We start from the raw sequence: 16029 nt of genomic DNA, 5'->3' as shown, positions 1-16029 counted from the left end.
ATGGCATTAATATAATCAAATGTTAGTATTCTGTTTGTTTTTTGAGCGAAACTTTTTCAATTGTTCAGTTATAATGTAAAATACTACAACAACAATTAAATAAAACAAAAGCTTTGTTGGGAAATAAATCATCATATCTGGTAAAGAAAAACTTATACCCCAACTACTTGGCAAATAATCCCTATGTATGGATGTGGTTAAAATAGTTAAGATTTCATAAGTTAAAATAAAAAATGGCACTAATAATAATCTAGCTATTTTCGAATTTTTCACTTTCTTAAATCTCAATAGTTGCGTAATTATAAGGTAGGTAATGGGTTGTAAGAAAAACAAAAACCAATAAGGACCAAACATTCTATTGATAAGAGAAAATTTTTCCTCTTCTCCCTTATGTAAAATAAAGACAATTGATAGCAAAAAGCAGCTAAAGTAAACTAAGCCACTAAAACTGATTAACTGACATGATATATTGTCAAATTCGTATGCTTTGCTGCTTTTTTTAAGGAAAAATGAGAATACTATATAAAGAAATGAATAAAATCCAAAAGTTATAAAAATATCTTTACTGATAAAATTAATGGTAAAAGTTAATATTTTTATCAGTAAGTCCACCATTAATCATTTAAAACAAACCGTTAATTTCTGCTTCTATAGATTGAATTACAGCCCCTAAGTCTTCTGGATTGTTAGTGAAATCTAACTTGTCTTTATCTAAAATTAGTAGTTTTCCTAGGTTGTAATTTTTTATCCAAGCTTCGTATTTCTCATTTAGTTTAGAAAGATAATCAATACGTATACTAGCTTCGTATTCTCTGCCACGGCGTTGTATATTGTTTACTAAAGTAGGTACAGATGCTCTTAGGTAAACCAACAAATCTGGCGGTTTGATAAAAGACGTAATGTTGTCAAAAATAGCTCTGTAGTTATCGTGATCACGAGTGGTCATTAAGCCCATTTCGTGCAAGTTATCAGCAAAAATGTGTGCATCTTCGTAAATGGTACGATCTTGTATCACGTTACGTTTATTGTTGTCTATTTCTACAATCTGCTGAAAACGGCTATTCAAGAAATAAATTTGTAGGTTAAAACTCCAACGCTTCATATCGCTATAAAAATCCTCTAAGTAGGGATTGTTATCTACAGCCTCATAAAGTGCTTCCCATCCATAATTTTTTGCTAACAAACCTGTTAACGTTGTTTTTCCAGCACCTATGTTGCCAACTATTGCTATATGCATAAAATAATTTACGATTTTAGATTTACGATTTACGAAAGGAATAGTGTTAATCGCTTAACACAATGTTAATTAAAAACTTTTAAAACCTATTAATTCGCGTACTTCTTTAATGGTCTTTTGAGCACTTTCTCTTGCTTTTTCGGCACCTAAGCGAGCAACTTTTTGCAAATATGCGTTATCATTGGCAATATCGTTAATTTTCTCCCTAACTGGGTCAGTAGCGATAATCATGTCTTCGGCCAATTGTTTTTTAAAATCGCCATAACGGATAGCCATTTTGTTGTACAAATCATCGAAATGGTTTAAAGTATCTGCCGGCGAAACAATTTTCATCAAATCAAATAAGTTTTGTATCGCTTCTGGCTTCTCTTGGTTTTCTTCGGTGGGTCCGCTGTCAGTAACTGCTCTACTTACTTTCTTGCGAATAGCCTCAGGTGTATCAGAAAGGTAAACGCAGTTGGCATCGCCCTCAGATTTACCCATTTTTCCTTTGCCATCTAAACCAGGTACTTTTACCAGCTTTTCGGTATAACTAAAAGCATAAGGCTCTGGGAAATATTCTTGGTTGTACAAACGGTTAAAACGATTGCCAAAGGTACGAGCCATTTCCAAATGCTGTTCTTGATCTTTCCCTACCGGAACTTTAGTAGCTCTATGTATCAAAATATCTGCTGCCATTAAAACGGGGTAGGTCAATAAACCTGCATTTACGTTATCTGGACTAGCACGAACCTTATCTTTAAATGAGGTAGCTCTTTCTAGCTCGCCCAAATAGGCATTCATGTTCAAGTACAAGTATAACTCTATGATTTCGGGCACATCAGATTGTACGTAAATGGTGCTTTCTTCTGGGTTTAAACCGCAAGCTAAGTAATCTACCAATACATTTTTGATGTTTCCGTGCAAATTTTCTGGAGTAGGGTGTGTTGTTAAAGAATGCCAATCGGCAATGAAGAAATAGCAATTATACTCTTCCTGCATCTTGATGAAGTTTTTTACCGCACCGTAATAGTTACCTAAATGTAGCTTTCCTGTGGATCTAATGCCACTAACAACTGTCTCTTTCATCTGTGTGTTTTTATTTTTATCATCTGATAAGATCGAGCCTTGGGTTCTCAAAATATTATTTTGGGAACCAATGGTTCATAAAGGCCGAAATTAACTAAAAAACTGAAAACTGTGAAGAATGTTGAAAGTTGTAGTTTTAAATTGTAGCGATTTGATAAATGCTTTTTCACAATGTGCAGTAAAATAATAGCCGAAGGTTGTTCAACTCTTCGGCTACAATAAATCTTCCGGTATAAAGTGTTTTGCCAACTTACCGGCTATCCTTCCATTTCGGCAGCAGTTTGCTCAACTTTTGCTCTTAAATCGTCTTTGTAAGTTTGCATTTTTTCTGCTAGTTCTGGCTTTGCAGTAGATAGAATTTGAACCGCCAATAATCCCGCGTTTTTAGCCGCATTTAAAGCAACCGTAGCCACCGGAATACCGTTTGGCATTTGCAATATGGATAAAATGCTATCCCAACCATCAATAGAATTTGATGATTTTACTGGAACGCCGATTACTGGAACGGTAGTAATAGATGCTACCATGCCTGGTAAGTGTGCAGCACCACCAGCACCAGCAATAATTACTTTTATACCACGACCAGCAGCTTCTTTTGCGTATTGAACCATTCTATCGGGAGTGCGATGTGCTGACACCACCGTAATTTCGAAATCAACACCAAATTCTTTGCAAATATCTGCCGCATCTTGCATTACAGGCAAGTCAGATTTGCTGCCCATGATAATACCAACTTTCATATTTATGGTTGTTTTGTTTTTTAGTTGTTTGGATGGTTAGTTTTTAGGCCATTACCAAATTCTTTATTCTTTTATCCTTGTTCTCTACGAGATCACTTTCAACGTTTGCTGCACAAACCTAGCTTTTTCAATCGCTTGTTCACGATTTTGATCTACAATGGTTAAGTGGCCCATTTTACGAAATGGCTTGGTGTATTTCTTGCCATAAAGATGTACGTAAACACCTTCAATCGACATGATTTTTTCCAATCCACTGTATTTAGCAACACCGTCATGACCTTTTTCGCCTAAAACATTTACCATAATGGCGTTAGAAATAGAGCGTGTATCGCCCAATGGCAAGTTAAAAATAGCACGTAAATGTTGTGCAAATTGCGAAACGTAATTACCCTCAATAGTTTGGTGGCCGCTATTATGTGGGCGAGGAGCTAGTTCATTTACTAAAATATCGCCATGCTTGGTTACAAACATCTCTACTGCCAAAATACCAGTAATATTTAACGCCGCAGCAATATCTTTAGCAATTTTCTCGGCTCTTTCCTGTATGCTTTCGGGATAGGTAGAAGGCGAAATCAAGAACTCTACCAAGTTAGCTTCGGGGTTAAACTCCATTTCTACCATTGGAAACGTTTTTACATCGCCATTGGCATTTCTAGCCACAATTACTGCAATTTCTTTTTCAAAATCTACCAACTCTTCTATTAAAGTAGGTGCATCAAAAGCATTTTCAACGTCATTAGCATCATTAATTTTCATTACACCTTTGCCATCGTAACCATCTCTACGCAACTTTAAAATATATGGAAAAGGGAATTTGCCACTACTTAAATCTTCTTGCGAATTAACCAACATAAAAGGAGCGGTAGGAATGTCGTTTTCCTTAAAAAATTGCTTTTGCACGCCCTTATCCTGTATCAATCTAATCACTCTAGGCTGTGGATAAACCTGCTTGCCTTCTCGCTCTAATTGCTCAAGCGCTTCAACGTTTACCTTTTCAATTTCAATCGTAATAATATCGGCTTTTTTTCCAAAATTATATACCGTATCGTAATCGGTGATAGAGCCATTTTCGAAATAATTGGCAAGGTGTTTACAAGGAGCATCCGCATCTGGATCTAGCACTAAAGTGGTTAAATTGTAGTTAATCGCTTCCTGAATTAACATTCTGCCTAATTGTCCGCCGCCTAAAATACCTAGTTTTAACTCGCTAATCTGTTTTGCCATTATCGCTTAAATTTGGCGTAAAAATAGGAAAAATTAGGACACCTTTGGAGTAAAATATTCATTAGATTATTATTAGAAGCGGCTTTGCAATGCTACTATTATCCGTTAGTCCCGCCATTCGCTTTACTTCGTAGGCAAACACATAGGTTTGCCACTACATGCTCGCTACTGTCGGGGCTATTTAACTCAAACCAATGCAAAACTTGGCGTTACCTTGCGCAAGCTTCTAAAACGTTTGTGGTAAAAACTTAACGCAAAGAAAAAATATGAGCTCCGCAAAGAACGCGAAGACACGCTGCATCGTACCAACAATAAAATCATAAAGCAATCCAACAATTACTTTAACTTTGCAAAATGGATTACGATGCAATAATTATTGGCGCCGGCGCTTGCGGATTAATGTGTGCTGTGCAGGCTGGTTTCTTAGGGAAAAAAGTTGTTGTGCTCGAAAAAAAAGAAAAACCTGGTGCTAAAATCCTAATTTCTGGCGGTGGAAGATGTAATTATACCAATATTGGTGCTACACACGAACAGTTTATTTCTGCCAATCAACATTTTGTAAAATCTGCATTTAAACAATGGACAGTGGAAGACACCATCAGCTTTTTTGAAACCTATGGCATCTACGGAACTGAGAAAACTTTAGGTCAGCTGTTTCCCGATGGCAAAAATGCAAAAGATGTGGTAGAGGTTTTTACATCACTTTGTGCCGAAATGGAGCAGCAAATTATTTGCAACGCAGAAGTTATTTCCATTGACAATGATAAAGAAGAGTATAAAGTTAATTATCAACTCAATGGCAAAACAAAAACTTTAACCGCTCCTAAATTGGTAATCGCAACGGGAGGCTTACCTATCCCTAAAATGGGAGCTACCGATTTTGCTTTGAAATTTGCTCGAAAACACCAGTTGAATATTGTAGAAACTGCACCTGCGTTAGTTCCATTGACCATTACCGGTAAAGACGAAGCTTGGTTTGCTCAACTCTCGGGAAATTCAGTTTTTTGTAGGGTAAGTAACCATGAGATGAGTTTCGAAGAAAACATTTTATTTACACACTGGGGTTTAAGCGGCCCAGCGATTTTACAGATTTCTAGCTATTGGCGCAGAGGGCAAGAAATTGAAATTGACCTGCTACCAAATCAAGATATAGCTGAACTATTAAGTGTTGAACGTCAGAAAAATGGGCGTATTCAGTTATCAACTTTGTTGAATAGATTTTACACCAAAAAATTTACGGATGCGCTGGGCAAGTTTTTGCCATTAACTAAACCTGTAGCAGATTTAACAAAAGCAGAGATGGAGGTGCTAGAACAAACTGTTCATCACTTCAAAGTAAAACCAGCAGGAGATAAGGGCTATGATAAAGCCGAGGTAATGCGTGGCGGAATTGACACCAACGAGATTTCTTCTAAAACTTTAGAATGCAAAAAAATACCTGGGTTATATTTTGGTGGCGAGTGCGTAGATGTAACAGGATGGTTGGGTGGATATAATTTTCAATGGGCTTGGGCAAGCGGTTTTGTGATAGCGCAGAATTTGTAATAATTAATCGACACGTCATTGCGAGGCACGAAGCAATCCTAAAGCGCATTGTATTCTTAGTTGTAAGATTGCTTCACAAGCTCACAATGACGAGAATAATTTCCGTACTTTTGCAGAAAATAATACCCCTTGCAAAGCGAAATACTTGTAATTACACCGCCATTTACCCAACTGAATACACCGTATCCAGCAACAGCTTATATCAAAGGTTTTTTAAATACAAAAGGTATTTCGTCAACCCAAGCAGATTTAGGGATTGAGGTTATCTTAGCACTGTTTTCTAAAAATGGGTTGTCAGATTTATTCGGTCAAGCAGAGCAAAGTTCAGAAATAAATTTTTCACATAATATTCAACGCATTATAGCGCTTAAGGAAGAGTATTTAAAAACAATTGATGCGGTAATTGCTTTCTTGCAGGGCAAAAATCCAACTTTAGCTTTGCAAATTTGTCAAGAAGATTTTTTGCCAGAAGCTTCTCGTTTTGCTCAGTTAGAAGAATTAGATTGGGCTTTTGGTGCAATGGGAACGCAGGATAAAGCCAAACATTTAGCTACACTTTATTTAGAAGATATTTCTGATTTTATTGTAGAGTGCATAGACCCAAATTTTGGTTTTAGCCGTTATGCAGAGCGATTAGGGAGAAGCGCCAATTCGTTTGATGAATTGTACGAAGCCTTAAATCAAGAGCCAACTTACATAGATCACATTCTAATCGACATCCTGAAAGATAGGATAGAGAAAGTGCAACCTAAATTGTTTCTGATTTCTGTTCCATTTCCGGGGAATTTGTATGCCGCTTTTCGTTGCGCACAGTTTGTAAAGCAAAACTATTCAGAGATTAAAATCTCAATGGGCGGTGGTTTCCCTAATACCGAATTACGCTCACTTTCTGATCGAAGAGTTTTCGAATTTTTCGATTACATTACTTTAGATGACGGCGAATTACCGATTGAATTGCTGTATAATGCGATTATTAAAGGCGGAGAATTTAATCTGTATAAAAGAACGTTCTTGCTAGAAAACGGCGAGGTTACTTATCGTAATGATGCACTAAAAAACGATTACAAACAAGCTGATGTAGGTACGCCAGACTATTCTGATTTGTTGTTGGATAGTTACATTTCTGTAATTGAAATTGTAAACCCCATGCACCGTATGTGGAGCGATGGCCGTTGGAATAAATTGACCATGGCGCATGGTTGTTACTGGGGCAAATGTACTTTTTGCGATATTTCCTTAGATTATATTAAAGTTTACGAGCCTGTAGCTGCAAAACAAATTGTAGATAGGATAGAAGAGCTGGTAGCTAAAACTGGCCAAAATGGTTTTCACTTTGTGGATGAAGCCGCACCACCAGCTTTGATGCGAGAAGTTGCCTTGGAAATCCTTCGGAGAAAAATCTCAGTAACATGGTGGACCAATATCCGCTTCGAAAAGAGCTTTACCAGAGATTTATGTTTGCTGCTAAAGGCATCGGGCTGTATTGCCGTTTCTGGCGGTTTAGAAGTCGCTTCGGATCGTTTATTAAAACTGATTGATAAAGGTGTAACTGTAGAGCAAGTGGCTAAGGTAACGAGAAATTTTACTGAAGCCGGTATCATGGTGCATGCTTATTTAATGTATGGCTATCCCACTCAAACAGTGCAAGAAACGGTAGATAGTTTGGAAATGGTGCGTCAATTGTTTGAAGCAGGAGTTTTACAATCTGGCTTTTGGCATCAATTTGCCATGACAGCACATAGTCCTGTTGGTTTATACCCCGAAAAATTTGGTGTAGTAAAAGAAACTGAAGAAATTGGGACATTCGCCAATAACGATATCAACTATACGGATAAAACCGGGATAGATCACAACAAATTCAGCTATGGATTAAAGAAATCGCTTTTCAATTTTATGCATGGCATTTGCTTCGATTATAAGTTGCAAGATTGGTTCGATTTTAAAATTCCAAGGACCACCATTCCATCCAATTTTATTGATAGAGCAATAAACATTGAAGAAAATTTTATGGTTAAGCCAACGGCTAAAGTTATTTGGTTAGGAGGTAAGCCCACAGTTGAAGTGTTTACCAAATCTAAAAAAGGCAATACTTGGGAAATGTTGAACTTGCATTTCCATAGCAAGCGGGAAACTTTCAGTATTCAAACTAATAAAACCGAAGGAGAGTGGTTGGTTAGTCTCTTAGACAAGATTTCTGCAACTAACCGGAGTATTTTAACCTTTCAAGATATCAAAGCTGATTTTGAAACCAATATGGAACATTTCGAATTGTTCTGGTATTCAAAACCAATCCATACGTTAAGAGAGTTTGGTTTGCTGATATTGTAAGCATTTAATGATACGGTTTGTTTTCTAATAGAAAACTTTGTAGATTTGTTTTCTATTAGAAAAATATCACATGTTTAATATCATTAACAGAAAAACGCTTTTAGCTTACGGAGAAGCCTACCCAAACGCTAAGAATGCACTGTTCGAATGGTATTATGAATTTTTACATGCTGATTTTAATAATTTTCAGGAACTTAAGAGCATTTACGGTAATGCCAGTTTAGTGGGCGATGATAGGGTGGTTATCAATATTATGGGTAATAAATATAGACTGGTTATACGCATTATTTTTTTATACAAAACTATACAAATAAAGTGGTTTGGTACTCATAAAGAATATGATGAAATTGACGTGTCTACCATTAAATTTAAACTATAAAAAATGGATTTGCAAATAATTAATTCAGAAAAGGAATATCATAACTTATTAAACTGGGTTGATGAACAATTTGATTTAGCGGTAGATACTGATAGCAAGGAAGGGCAAAAGCTACAAATTGCATTATTACTAATCAAGCAATACGAAGATTTGCATTATACTATTCCCTTTCCTAATCCATTAGAGGTTGTAAAATTAAAGATGGAAGAGAAAGGTTTATTGAATAAAGATTTGGTTGATTTAATAGGCAGTAAAGGTTACGTGTCTGCTTTGTTAAGTGGTAAAAAACCACTTACGCTACGTATTGCAAAGTTATTTCATCAAAAACTGGGTATTCCAGCAGAGGTATTGTTAGCTTAAATTTTAGTGTTTTAGCAATCAAACTATAATAAACGAGAGACCTAACCAAAACTAGATCTCTCGCTTGCATTGTCTCAAAGCATAAATTACACCGCAGTAACTCTAGCCTCGATATTTCCTTTTGTAGCATTAGAGTACGGACAAACCGCATTTGCTTTATCCGCTAAAGATTGTGCTTCTTCAATACTGATATCAGGGATGTGAACATCTAAATCTGCAGAAAGCGCAAAGCGTTTTCCATCTTTATTAAATGATACGTGTACATTTACATTGGCATTTGTAGCATCAACGCCATCATGGTTGGCTACAGATTGTAGTGCGCCTAAATAGCAAGATCCCCAAGCGGTGGCAAACAATTGCTCAGGGTTAGGTGCACCTCCTTGCCCGCCCATTTCCTTTGGTTTTCTTAAATCTGTTTCAAAAATTCCATCGCTAGATTTTGCGTGTCCATCTCTACCGCCTATTACGGTAACAGAGGCCTTATATACTTTTTCCATATCGTTCTTGTTTTGTAGTGCAACAATTGAACATGGTTTTTAGTTTTAGAATAACCTACTGTACAGTTATTTTCAACTTTTTAAGATTATTCAATCAACTAAATCTTAATTTTCTCCGTTAACTTAAAAATATCATAAGATACTTTTTGTATCAAGTCAAACTGTTCTTCGATAACAATATCGGTATCAGATAGTGGAATACCGGCGGCATTTTTTCTTCTAATTAGAGGTACATTACTTGGCTCAGAAACTTGTTTAAGCAAATTATCTTCGGAATTTTCTAACAAGTAAATGGTATTATCTGCTATGGGTTTAATATCCTGATAATTGATACAAACAAAGTGATGCTCTTTAATGTATAGCGATAGGCTTGCAATGTAGGAGGAAAGCAAATGATTTAATACCGTAAACTGATGCATTTCTTTCATGTAAACCTGCTTGCTTTTGGGCTCAGAAAACATTCTTTGAAACATAGAAGCCAAGTTGGAGGTTTTTACATAAACTTCCTTTCTAGCTAACTTATAATTGGTTAAATCAAATCCTTTTTCGAAATACAGTTTGGTTACCTCCCTAAAATACCATTGATTAGATTTAATCATTTCTGTCATTGCCTCTTTTAGCTTTTCGTGTTCCCAATTTGGAAATAACCAATAGCTGGCTAAAAAAGCAATACCAGAACCAATTAAGGTATCGTAAATTCGCTCCCTAGCCAAAGACATGGTTCCCATGCCCAAAAAATCAAAAATGATTAGGATGTAAGGCGTCATGAAAAGTACGCTTACCACATAGTTTTTACGCTGAAAGCTATAGCCCGCAATCATAAACACTATGAGTATGGTAAACAAAGTGTTTTTATCGTGAACGAAATGCAAAACACCCATGCCAATAAATGCACCTACAACCGTTCCTATAATACGATGGTAGTTTCGCTCTTTGGTTAAGCTAAATCCGGGTTTAGAAATTACCAAAATGGTCAGTAAAATCCAATAACTGTGATCAAAATCTAAGCTTCTCGCAACCACAAATCCTACAAACATTACAATAGCTACCCTAATCGAATGTCTAAAAGTAGAAGAACTAAATGTGAGATTGTTGATGAGTAATTTGATATTGATTTCTTGTGAAGTCACAAATTTGCCCACATCCACATCTCCCTTTTTAATTTTTCGTTGTTCTTTTTTATTGAAGTATTTATTGATGGTTTTTATCCTATTTACAATATTTTCGATATTAACTTCAATATTTCGCAGAGCGATAATGCCCAAGGTATTATACTGTTCGCTTTTATGCTGCTCTAAATCGCTAATCTCTTGCCTAAGTTTTGCTAAGTCATTCTCTAGGTTATCAGAAAGCGTGGGTATGCCACCACTTTTTAAGGCGAAGGCAATATCATCTAAAGAGTCAGCAATTTTATTGATGGCCTCTTCATAATGAGATAAAATACCTACCTCATCAAATTGTTGATGAAGTTGCTTGTAGTTGTAATAAGTAGACATTACCTGCTCAAACAGATCAACGGTATCTGTAAAAACAATCAATAAAAATCTACCTTGTGGTGTAGATTCTCTTACAATTTCGCGGGTTTTAAAGAGTACCTCACGCACTTCATCTTGCTTTTGGTGTACATCAACCTGTAACTGTAATAATTCTGCGTAATTCTTGTCGTAGTTGGTATTTTGCGAATAAAATTTAGCCTTGGCTCTTAAAAAATCGGCAATCTCATGTATCGAATCGCTTAGCGTTTGTTGAGCCAAACGGTAAGGGCGTAACCTATAAATAATATAACTTAACGAGGTGTACCAAATACTGCCAATAAACACCAACATGCTGTAAAAAATCACTTCTTGCCATGGCCTAACGTCATCAATACTTAAAATCATGATGAGTAGCACCGAAGTGCCTATGGCAGCAGCCCTAGCTCCATACAAAAACAGCATAGAAAATATAAAGCTGAAAGCAACCAGTAAAATACCGATAAAGATGTCGCTTTTATTTGTTAAGCCTACAATGATGCTCACTAAGAATAGCAAAGCAGTAGTTACAAACATGGCATTTCTACGATGCTGAATTGGGCCCGGAGAATCTACAATGCTTACACAAAGTGCACCTAATGATAAGGTCATGCCGTATTGTAACATCCCGTAATGCGCCATTATTAGCGAGGGGCAAAGCACGCCAAAAGTAATACGCAGGCCTTCTGCAAAATAATTGCTGAGTAAAAAATCTTGTGTATCTCTAATTGGCCTGTTGAGCATGTACAAAGCTAACACTATTTGCTTTGATTTTGATTTGAAAATTAGCAGTAATAGTGCTTTGTTGAAATAACAGCAAACAACTAATGATGCTTTCTCAATGTCTGATAACAAATTACAATAGAAACGCAGGTCAATATTGCACCCATCATAAATGGCGCTCCCGGAAAATAGATACTATCGTTCTTATGGCTGGTGAAATGAGCAAAGAGCGAAGACATCAATAATGGGCCAATGATACTCGCTAAACTCATAAAACTGGTCATAATACCTTGCAGTTCGCCTTGCTCGTCTGGTTTTACTTGGGTAGAAATAATTCCTTGTATGGCTGGACCAGTAATTCCCGCTAGGGCATAAGGAACCATAAAGGCAAACATCATCCAACCTTTAGAAGCAAAAGCAAACAAGGTAAAGCCCAGTACATATAAACTTAAACCTAACATAATGGATTTCTTTTGACCAAGCTTGGGAATAATAATTCGAATTAAACCACCTTGCACTATAGCTACCGTAACACCTACAAAACCCAAAGAGTAACCTATCCAAGTTTCGTTCCAATTAAATTTTTCTTGTGTATAAAACGACCATACTGTCTGCGTAGATTGAGCAGCAATATAAAGAATAAGCAGTGAAGCCAACAGACCTAAAAGCGAGGGATATCGCTTAATTTGCATTAAAGCACCTACAGGATTTGCTCGTTTCCAATCAAATTCTCTCCGGTTTTCTTTCTTTAATGATTCTGGAAGAATGAAATAGCCATAAAGCCAATTGATAAGCGACAAACCACCTGCAATCATAAAAGGCACTCGGGTGCCAAACTGACTAAAAACACCACCTATTACTGGTCCTATAATAAATCCTAAGCCAAAAGCGGCGCCAATTAAACCAAAGTTTTGGGCTCTTTTATCAGGTGTACTTACATCGGCAATATAGGCAGATGCCGTAGTGATACTTGCCCCGCATAGGCCTGCCACAATACGGCCAACAAATAACAAAGTGATTGTGTGTGCAAACGATAAAAAGAAGTAATCAACAGCCATGCCGAACAGAGAAATAAGCAGTACTGGGCGACGTCCCATTTTATCACTTAAGGCACCTAATATTGGCGAGCAAACAAACATCATTAACGAATAGGCGGTAAGCAAAAAGCCACCGTACTTCGAAGCCTCACTAAGTGTAGCGCCAGTAAGTTCTTTAATTAATGCTGGCATAATTGGAATAATAATTCCAAAGCCAATACAATCAAATAGGATAGTAACTAAGATAAAAAATACACCAGCGTTTCTGTTGTTAGCCATGTTGGTTTTGTTGGGCGGTAAAGGTAACAAAAAGCAAAATGATTGCAGCGCCTGTTAGTTATTTATTTGGTATTTTGAAGATTTTATAAAAAAAGCCAAAAATGATGTTTTAAAACAAAACCTCCCATTAATTTGGTTAAATTAATACTCAGAATATTATTTTGTTTAACTTCTTAATTAATTGTAATTCAATGTAATTTACAACTACATTTAAACTTTTTGTTTTTAATTAATGTATTTACAAGGTGTAAAATAGCTTAAAAAACGGAATTAAATTTTGTATTGATATTTAATATACTGTATTTCAATATTTTACTTGGTGTTATTTATACCGTTATTGCTGTCGCTGATAGGCCGCAATAAAATCTGTTCTCATTAGCTTGAAACGTTCAATTACGGTTTCAATAAACTCTTCATCTATGATTTGGAATACTTCGTTAACCCCACCTCCGGTAAGGTCTAATTCCGAAATCTTATAGCTTTGCTCGTATGGCCCCTGTTCAAATTTTACAATGAATTTTTGGTTCATACTAAATATGCTAATCTTGCATTGAGGGTGTGGTAATTCAGCTATTATTCTCATTTTTCTTTTAAGGGATAAGGAATTAGGTTTTAGGTATTAGTCCAGTTAATGGCTCTAGTCACAATTTTGTGGAAAATCAATAATGATTAGTGTGTTTTGCTATTAAAGGTTGTTTAAAGTTTTATCAAACTTTTGCTTGTCACTTTGAGCTTGTCGAAGCTTAATCTAAAAGAGGTTTCAACAAGCTCATCATGACATCTGCATATTTTTTAAATGAAATTTAAACAGATTATTGGCGCTAATAAACGTTTTGTACTTAAAGTTTTACGCCCATTTCTTTAAGTAAAAAATCGGCTTTATCTATTTTTGAAGCAGCCCAAAGCACATACCTAATATCTACTCCAATTGAGCGGCTGTAGCTTTCGTTCCAAGCATAATCGTTAATGGTAGCGCCATAAGCACGGTCAAAATTTACTCCTATTAATTCGCCGTTAGCATTCATAATTGGAGAGCCTGAATTACCGCCGGTGGTATCCATATTGTAAAGGAAAGCTACTGGAACATCGTTTAAGTCTTTTTTTGCAAACGGGCCAAAATCCTTCTTATTCCAAAGTTCTTTGATGATGTTTGGGTAATAAAAGTCAGGGTTTCCGGTAGCTCCTTTTTCTAAAATGCCTTTAATGGTGGTATATGGCGACATATAGGTGGCATCGGCAGGAGAATAGCCACGTACGTATCCGTAAGTTAATCTCAAAGTGCTATTGGCATCTGGTATAAAGCCTTTATTTAAAAACTTTTCCTTAACGTTTACATAGTCGCCCATTAATTTATTCAATACGCCATCTCTTCGGTCTTTTTCTGGCTTTAGTTCTGCAATTTGGCGAGCAATGTCTGTTTCTAATAGTAGTAATCCATCATTATAATCACTAATCGACTTCATAGACCTCAATAAAGTATTGAAAACATAGCTTTGATCTTTCAATTTAGTCAATCCAAAAGTATCATTAATGTAGCTGTCAATCATAGCTTCGTTATTACTACCTCTGTTAACAATTTTATCTACCGCAGTAACACGCTGGTTAGGGGTAAACGAAACGGCGTCCATCAGCATTCTTTTAAAAATACGTCTATCAACGTCTATATGATAAGCATTGTAGATGTTATCTAGTGTTTGCTTTAGCTTTGCAATGTTGTTATCAAAAAACGATTGTTTTTGAGCTACAGGTTGTTGATTAAGGGCGTTTTTAAAGATGTTGATGTTTCTAGCTACATTAACTAAGCTTGTAGAATTATAAATTTGGCTAAACCATAAATCTCTATTGGCATCACTATTAATTAAATTATACAGTTGATCGATATCTGCCATCAGGCTACCGTATTGTGCTTTAACTTCTACATTTCCATTAATAAATTCTGCTAGTGCAGCATCTTCTTGTTGTTTTTGAGCAACCAAATCAATGCCTTTAATGCCTGCCAACTTACCTCTGTAGTTTTTCATTACATTGGCATTGCGTTTAATGCGTGTAGCTAGTTTAATCTCCGTAGCCTTGTCTTTTTTACCTACAGCTTCCATTGTTGCGTTTTGAAAGTCGAACAAATCAGAAGTGTACGGTAAAACGTATTTTGCTTGGTAGTCTATAAATTGCGCAGGACGATGACGGAATGTTCTTCCTGGATAACCTAGTATAAACACAAAATCTTCTTCATTTGTACCGTTAGCATTAACCTGCAATGATTTTTTTGGTTTAAATGGAACGTTGTCTTTGCTGTATTTGGCAGGCTTACCATCTTTTCCTACATAAGCCCTCATGAAAGAATAATCGCCCGTATGGCGTGGCCATACCCAATTATCAGTTTCGCCGCCAAACTCGCCAATTTGGCGGTTGGGTACGTAGACTAATCGCACATCTTCTATGGTTTTATATCTAAAAAGCACATAGGTTTTTCCGATAAACATTTCTGAAACTTCGGCCTTTATACTTGGGTCTTTTTGCTCGGCTTCTTTGGCAATATTTTTCATCATATTGTTGATCATTTGTAAGCGTGTAGCCGGATTGTCGATGTTAGCTACTGAGCCAAGTATTTTATCAGATACATCTTCATAGCTTTCTGTAATACGGCAAGTTAAACCCTTTGCTTCAATTTCTTGTTCACGTGATTTAGCTACAAAACCGTTATTTAAATAATCGTTTTCTGGTGTACTTGCCAATTGTACAGCGCTAAAAGCACAATGATGATTGGTAATAATCAACCCCTCATCAGAAACAAAAGAACCCGTACAACCGCCCACGTTAACTAGCGCATCTACCAAGCTAATGCCGTTTGGATTATATACTTCGTTGGGTTCAATTTTTAAACCCGCTTTCTTTAAATCTATTTTATGGATTTCGCTTAGCGGAAACATTCCTTCTTCACGAAATTTATATCCTAAAAGGACTAAACCACCTGTTATGAGCGCTAAGAGTAAAGTAATTGATGAGATTTTCTTGTTCATTGTGTTGTTAGTTAAGTTCTAATCGTTCAAAACTAAGCAAATTGTTTTAACTAGCTACCGATTGTGGAATAGTTCTAAAATGTG

At 36.2% G+C, this 16029-nt stretch carries 14 protein-coding genes; 4 read left to right on the top strand and 10 right to left on the bottom strand.

Translation table 11 applies throughout. The features are described from left to right. Window positions 1-15: 15 nt before the first annotated feature. The 5 genes from OVA16_RS15570 to OVA16_RS15550 all read right to left on the bottom strand — a co-directional run bounded on the left by OVA16_RS15570 (window position 16) and on the right by OVA16_RS15550 (window position 4269). Window positions 16-615, bottom strand: coding sequence for a hypothetical protein (locus OVA16_RS15570; protein WP_267761230.1), 600 nt, complete (start codon window positions 613-615; stop codon window positions 16-18). Between the two features lie 7 nt (window positions 616-622). Next, window positions 623-1237 (bottom strand): deoxynucleoside kinase, encoded by a 615-nt coding sequence (locus OVA16_RS15565; protein ID WP_267761228.1) that lies wholly within the window; start codon window positions 1235-1237, stop codon window positions 623-625. A gap of 69 nt (window positions 1238-1306) precedes the next feature. Next, window positions 1307-2305 (bottom strand): tryptophan--tRNA ligase, encoded by a 999-nt coding sequence (gene trpS, locus OVA16_RS15560; protein ID WP_267761226.1) that lies wholly within the window; start codon window positions 2303-2305, stop codon window positions 1307-1309. A gap of 257 nt (window positions 2306-2562) precedes the next feature. Continuing rightward, window positions 2563-3045: a 5-(carboxyamino)imidazole ribonucleotide mutase gene (gene purE, locus OVA16_RS15555; RefSeq protein WP_267761221.1), complete on the bottom strand. Its 483-nt coding sequence runs from the start codon at window positions 3043-3045 to the stop codon at window positions 2563-2565. A gap of 84 nt (window positions 3046-3129) precedes the next feature. Next, complete coding sequence (locus OVA16_RS15550) at window positions 3130-4269, bottom strand: 5-(carboxyamino)imidazole ribonucleotide synthase (protein ID WP_267761216.1); 1140 nt, start codon at window positions 4267-4269, stop codon at window positions 3130-3132. Between the two features lie 354 nt (window positions 4270-4623). Here OVA16_RS15550 and OVA16_RS15545 point away from each other — a divergent pair, with 354 nt between their 5' ends. From OVA16_RS15545 to OVA16_RS15530, 4 genes are all read left to right on the top strand, one after another. Next, window positions 4624-5814, top strand: a complete 1191-nt coding sequence (locus OVA16_RS15545; protein WP_267761214.1) for an NAD(P)/FAD-dependent oxidoreductase — start codon at window positions 4624-4626, stop codon at window positions 5812-5814. Window positions 5815-5943: 129 nt separating this feature from the next. Next, window positions 5944-8142, top strand: coding sequence for a B12-binding domain-containing radical SAM protein (locus tag OVA16_RS15540; protein ID WP_267761212.1), 2199 nt, complete (start codon window positions 5944-5946; stop codon window positions 8140-8142). Between the two features lie 70 nt (window positions 8143-8212). Then, window positions 8213-8521, top strand: coding sequence for a type II toxin-antitoxin system HigB family toxin (locus tag OVA16_RS15535; protein ID WP_267761209.1), 309 nt, complete (start codon window positions 8213-8215; stop codon window positions 8519-8521). A 3-nt stretch (window positions 8522-8524) separates the two neighbouring features. Further along, window positions 8525-8881, top strand: coding sequence for a helix-turn-helix domain-containing protein (locus OVA16_RS15530; protein WP_267761206.1), 357 nt, complete (start codon window positions 8525-8527; stop codon window positions 8879-8881). A gap of 86 nt (window positions 8882-8967) precedes the next feature. Here the strand turns inward: OVA16_RS15530 and OVA16_RS15525 are convergent, their stop codons facing one another. From OVA16_RS15525 to OVA16_RS15505, 5 genes are all read right to left on the bottom strand, one after another. Next, entirely contained in the window at window positions 8968-9378 is a 411-nt protein-coding gene (locus OVA16_RS15525; protein ID WP_267761203.1) for an Ohr family peroxiredoxin, read from the bottom strand. A 98-nt stretch (window positions 9379-9476) separates the two neighbouring features. After that, entirely contained in the window at window positions 9477-11648 is a 2172-nt protein-coding gene (locus tag OVA16_RS15520; RefSeq protein WP_267761200.1) for an FUSC family protein, read from the bottom strand. A 65-nt stretch (window positions 11649-11713) separates the two neighbouring features. Beyond that, window positions 11714-12928 (bottom strand): TCR/Tet family MFS transporter, encoded by a 1215-nt coding sequence (locus OVA16_RS15515; protein ID WP_267761197.1) that lies wholly within the window; start codon window positions 12926-12928, stop codon window positions 11714-11716. A 334-nt stretch (window positions 12929-13262) separates the two neighbouring features. Beyond that, window positions 13263-13457: a hypothetical protein gene (locus tag OVA16_RS15510; protein ID WP_324288424.1), complete on the bottom strand. Its 195-nt coding sequence runs from the start codon at window positions 13455-13457 to the stop codon at window positions 13263-13265. 310 nt (window positions 13458-13767) lie between these two features. Then, window positions 13768-15945, bottom strand: a complete 2178-nt coding sequence (locus OVA16_RS15505; protein WP_267761192.1) for a S46 family peptidase — start codon at window positions 15943-15945, stop codon at window positions 13768-13770. Window positions 15946-16029: the final 84 nt, after the last annotated feature.

The organism is Pedobacter sp. SL55 (genome assembly GCF_026625705.1).
Taxonomy (GTDB): domain Bacteria; phylum Bacteroidota; class Bacteroidia; order Sphingobacteriales; family Sphingobacteriaceae; genus Pedobacter.
The sequence above is the reverse complement of the archived record's forward strand: the minus strand, read 5'-3'. Positions and strand labels throughout refer to the sequence as shown.

Excerpts from the sequence above, each read along its gene's own strand:
- OVA16_RS15570 (WP_267761230.1), bottom strand. The coding sequence starts at position 615 with ATGGTGGACTTACTGATAAAAATATTAACTTTTACCATTAATTTTATC.
- OVA16_RS15565 (WP_267761228.1), bottom strand. The coding sequence starts at position 1,237 with ATGCATATAGCAATAGTTGGCAACATAGGTGCTGGAAAAACAACGTTA.
- trpS (WP_267761226.1), bottom strand. The coding sequence starts at position 2,305 with ATGAAAGAGACAGTTGTTAGTGGCATTAGATCCACAGGAAAGCTACAT.
- purE (WP_267761221.1), bottom strand. The coding sequence starts at position 3,045 with ATGAAAGTTGGTATTATCATGGGCAGCAAATCTGACTTGCCTGTAATG.
- OVA16_RS15550 (WP_267761216.1), bottom strand. The coding sequence starts at position 4,269 with ATGGCAAAACAGATTAGCGAGTTAAAACTAGGTATTTTAGGCGGCGGA.
- OVA16_RS15545 (WP_267761214.1), top strand. The coding sequence starts at position 4,624 with ATGGATTACGATGCAATAATTATTGGCGCCGGCGCTTGCGGATTAATG.
- OVA16_RS15535 (WP_267761209.1), top strand. The coding sequence starts at position 8,213 with ATGTTTAATATCATTAACAGAAAAACGCTTTTAGCTTACGGAGAAGCC.
- OVA16_RS15530 (WP_267761206.1), top strand. The coding sequence starts at position 8,525 with ATGGATTTGCAAATAATTAATTCAGAAAAGGAATATCATAACTTATTA.
- OVA16_RS15525 (WP_267761203.1), bottom strand. The coding sequence starts at position 9,378 with ATGGAAAAAGTATATAAGGCCTCTGTTACCGTAATAGGCGGTAGAGAT.
- OVA16_RS15515 (WP_267761197.1), bottom strand. The coding sequence starts at position 12,928 with ATGGCTAACAACAGAAACGCTGGTGTATTTTTTATCTTAGTTACTATC.
- OVA16_RS15510 (WP_324288424.1), bottom strand. The coding sequence starts at position 13,457 with ATGAACCAAAAATTCATTGTAAAATTTGAACAGGGGCCATACGAGCAA.
- OVA16_RS15505 (WP_267761192.1), bottom strand. The coding sequence starts at position 15,945 with ATGAACAAGAAAATCTCATCAATTACTTTACTCTTAGCGCTCATAACA.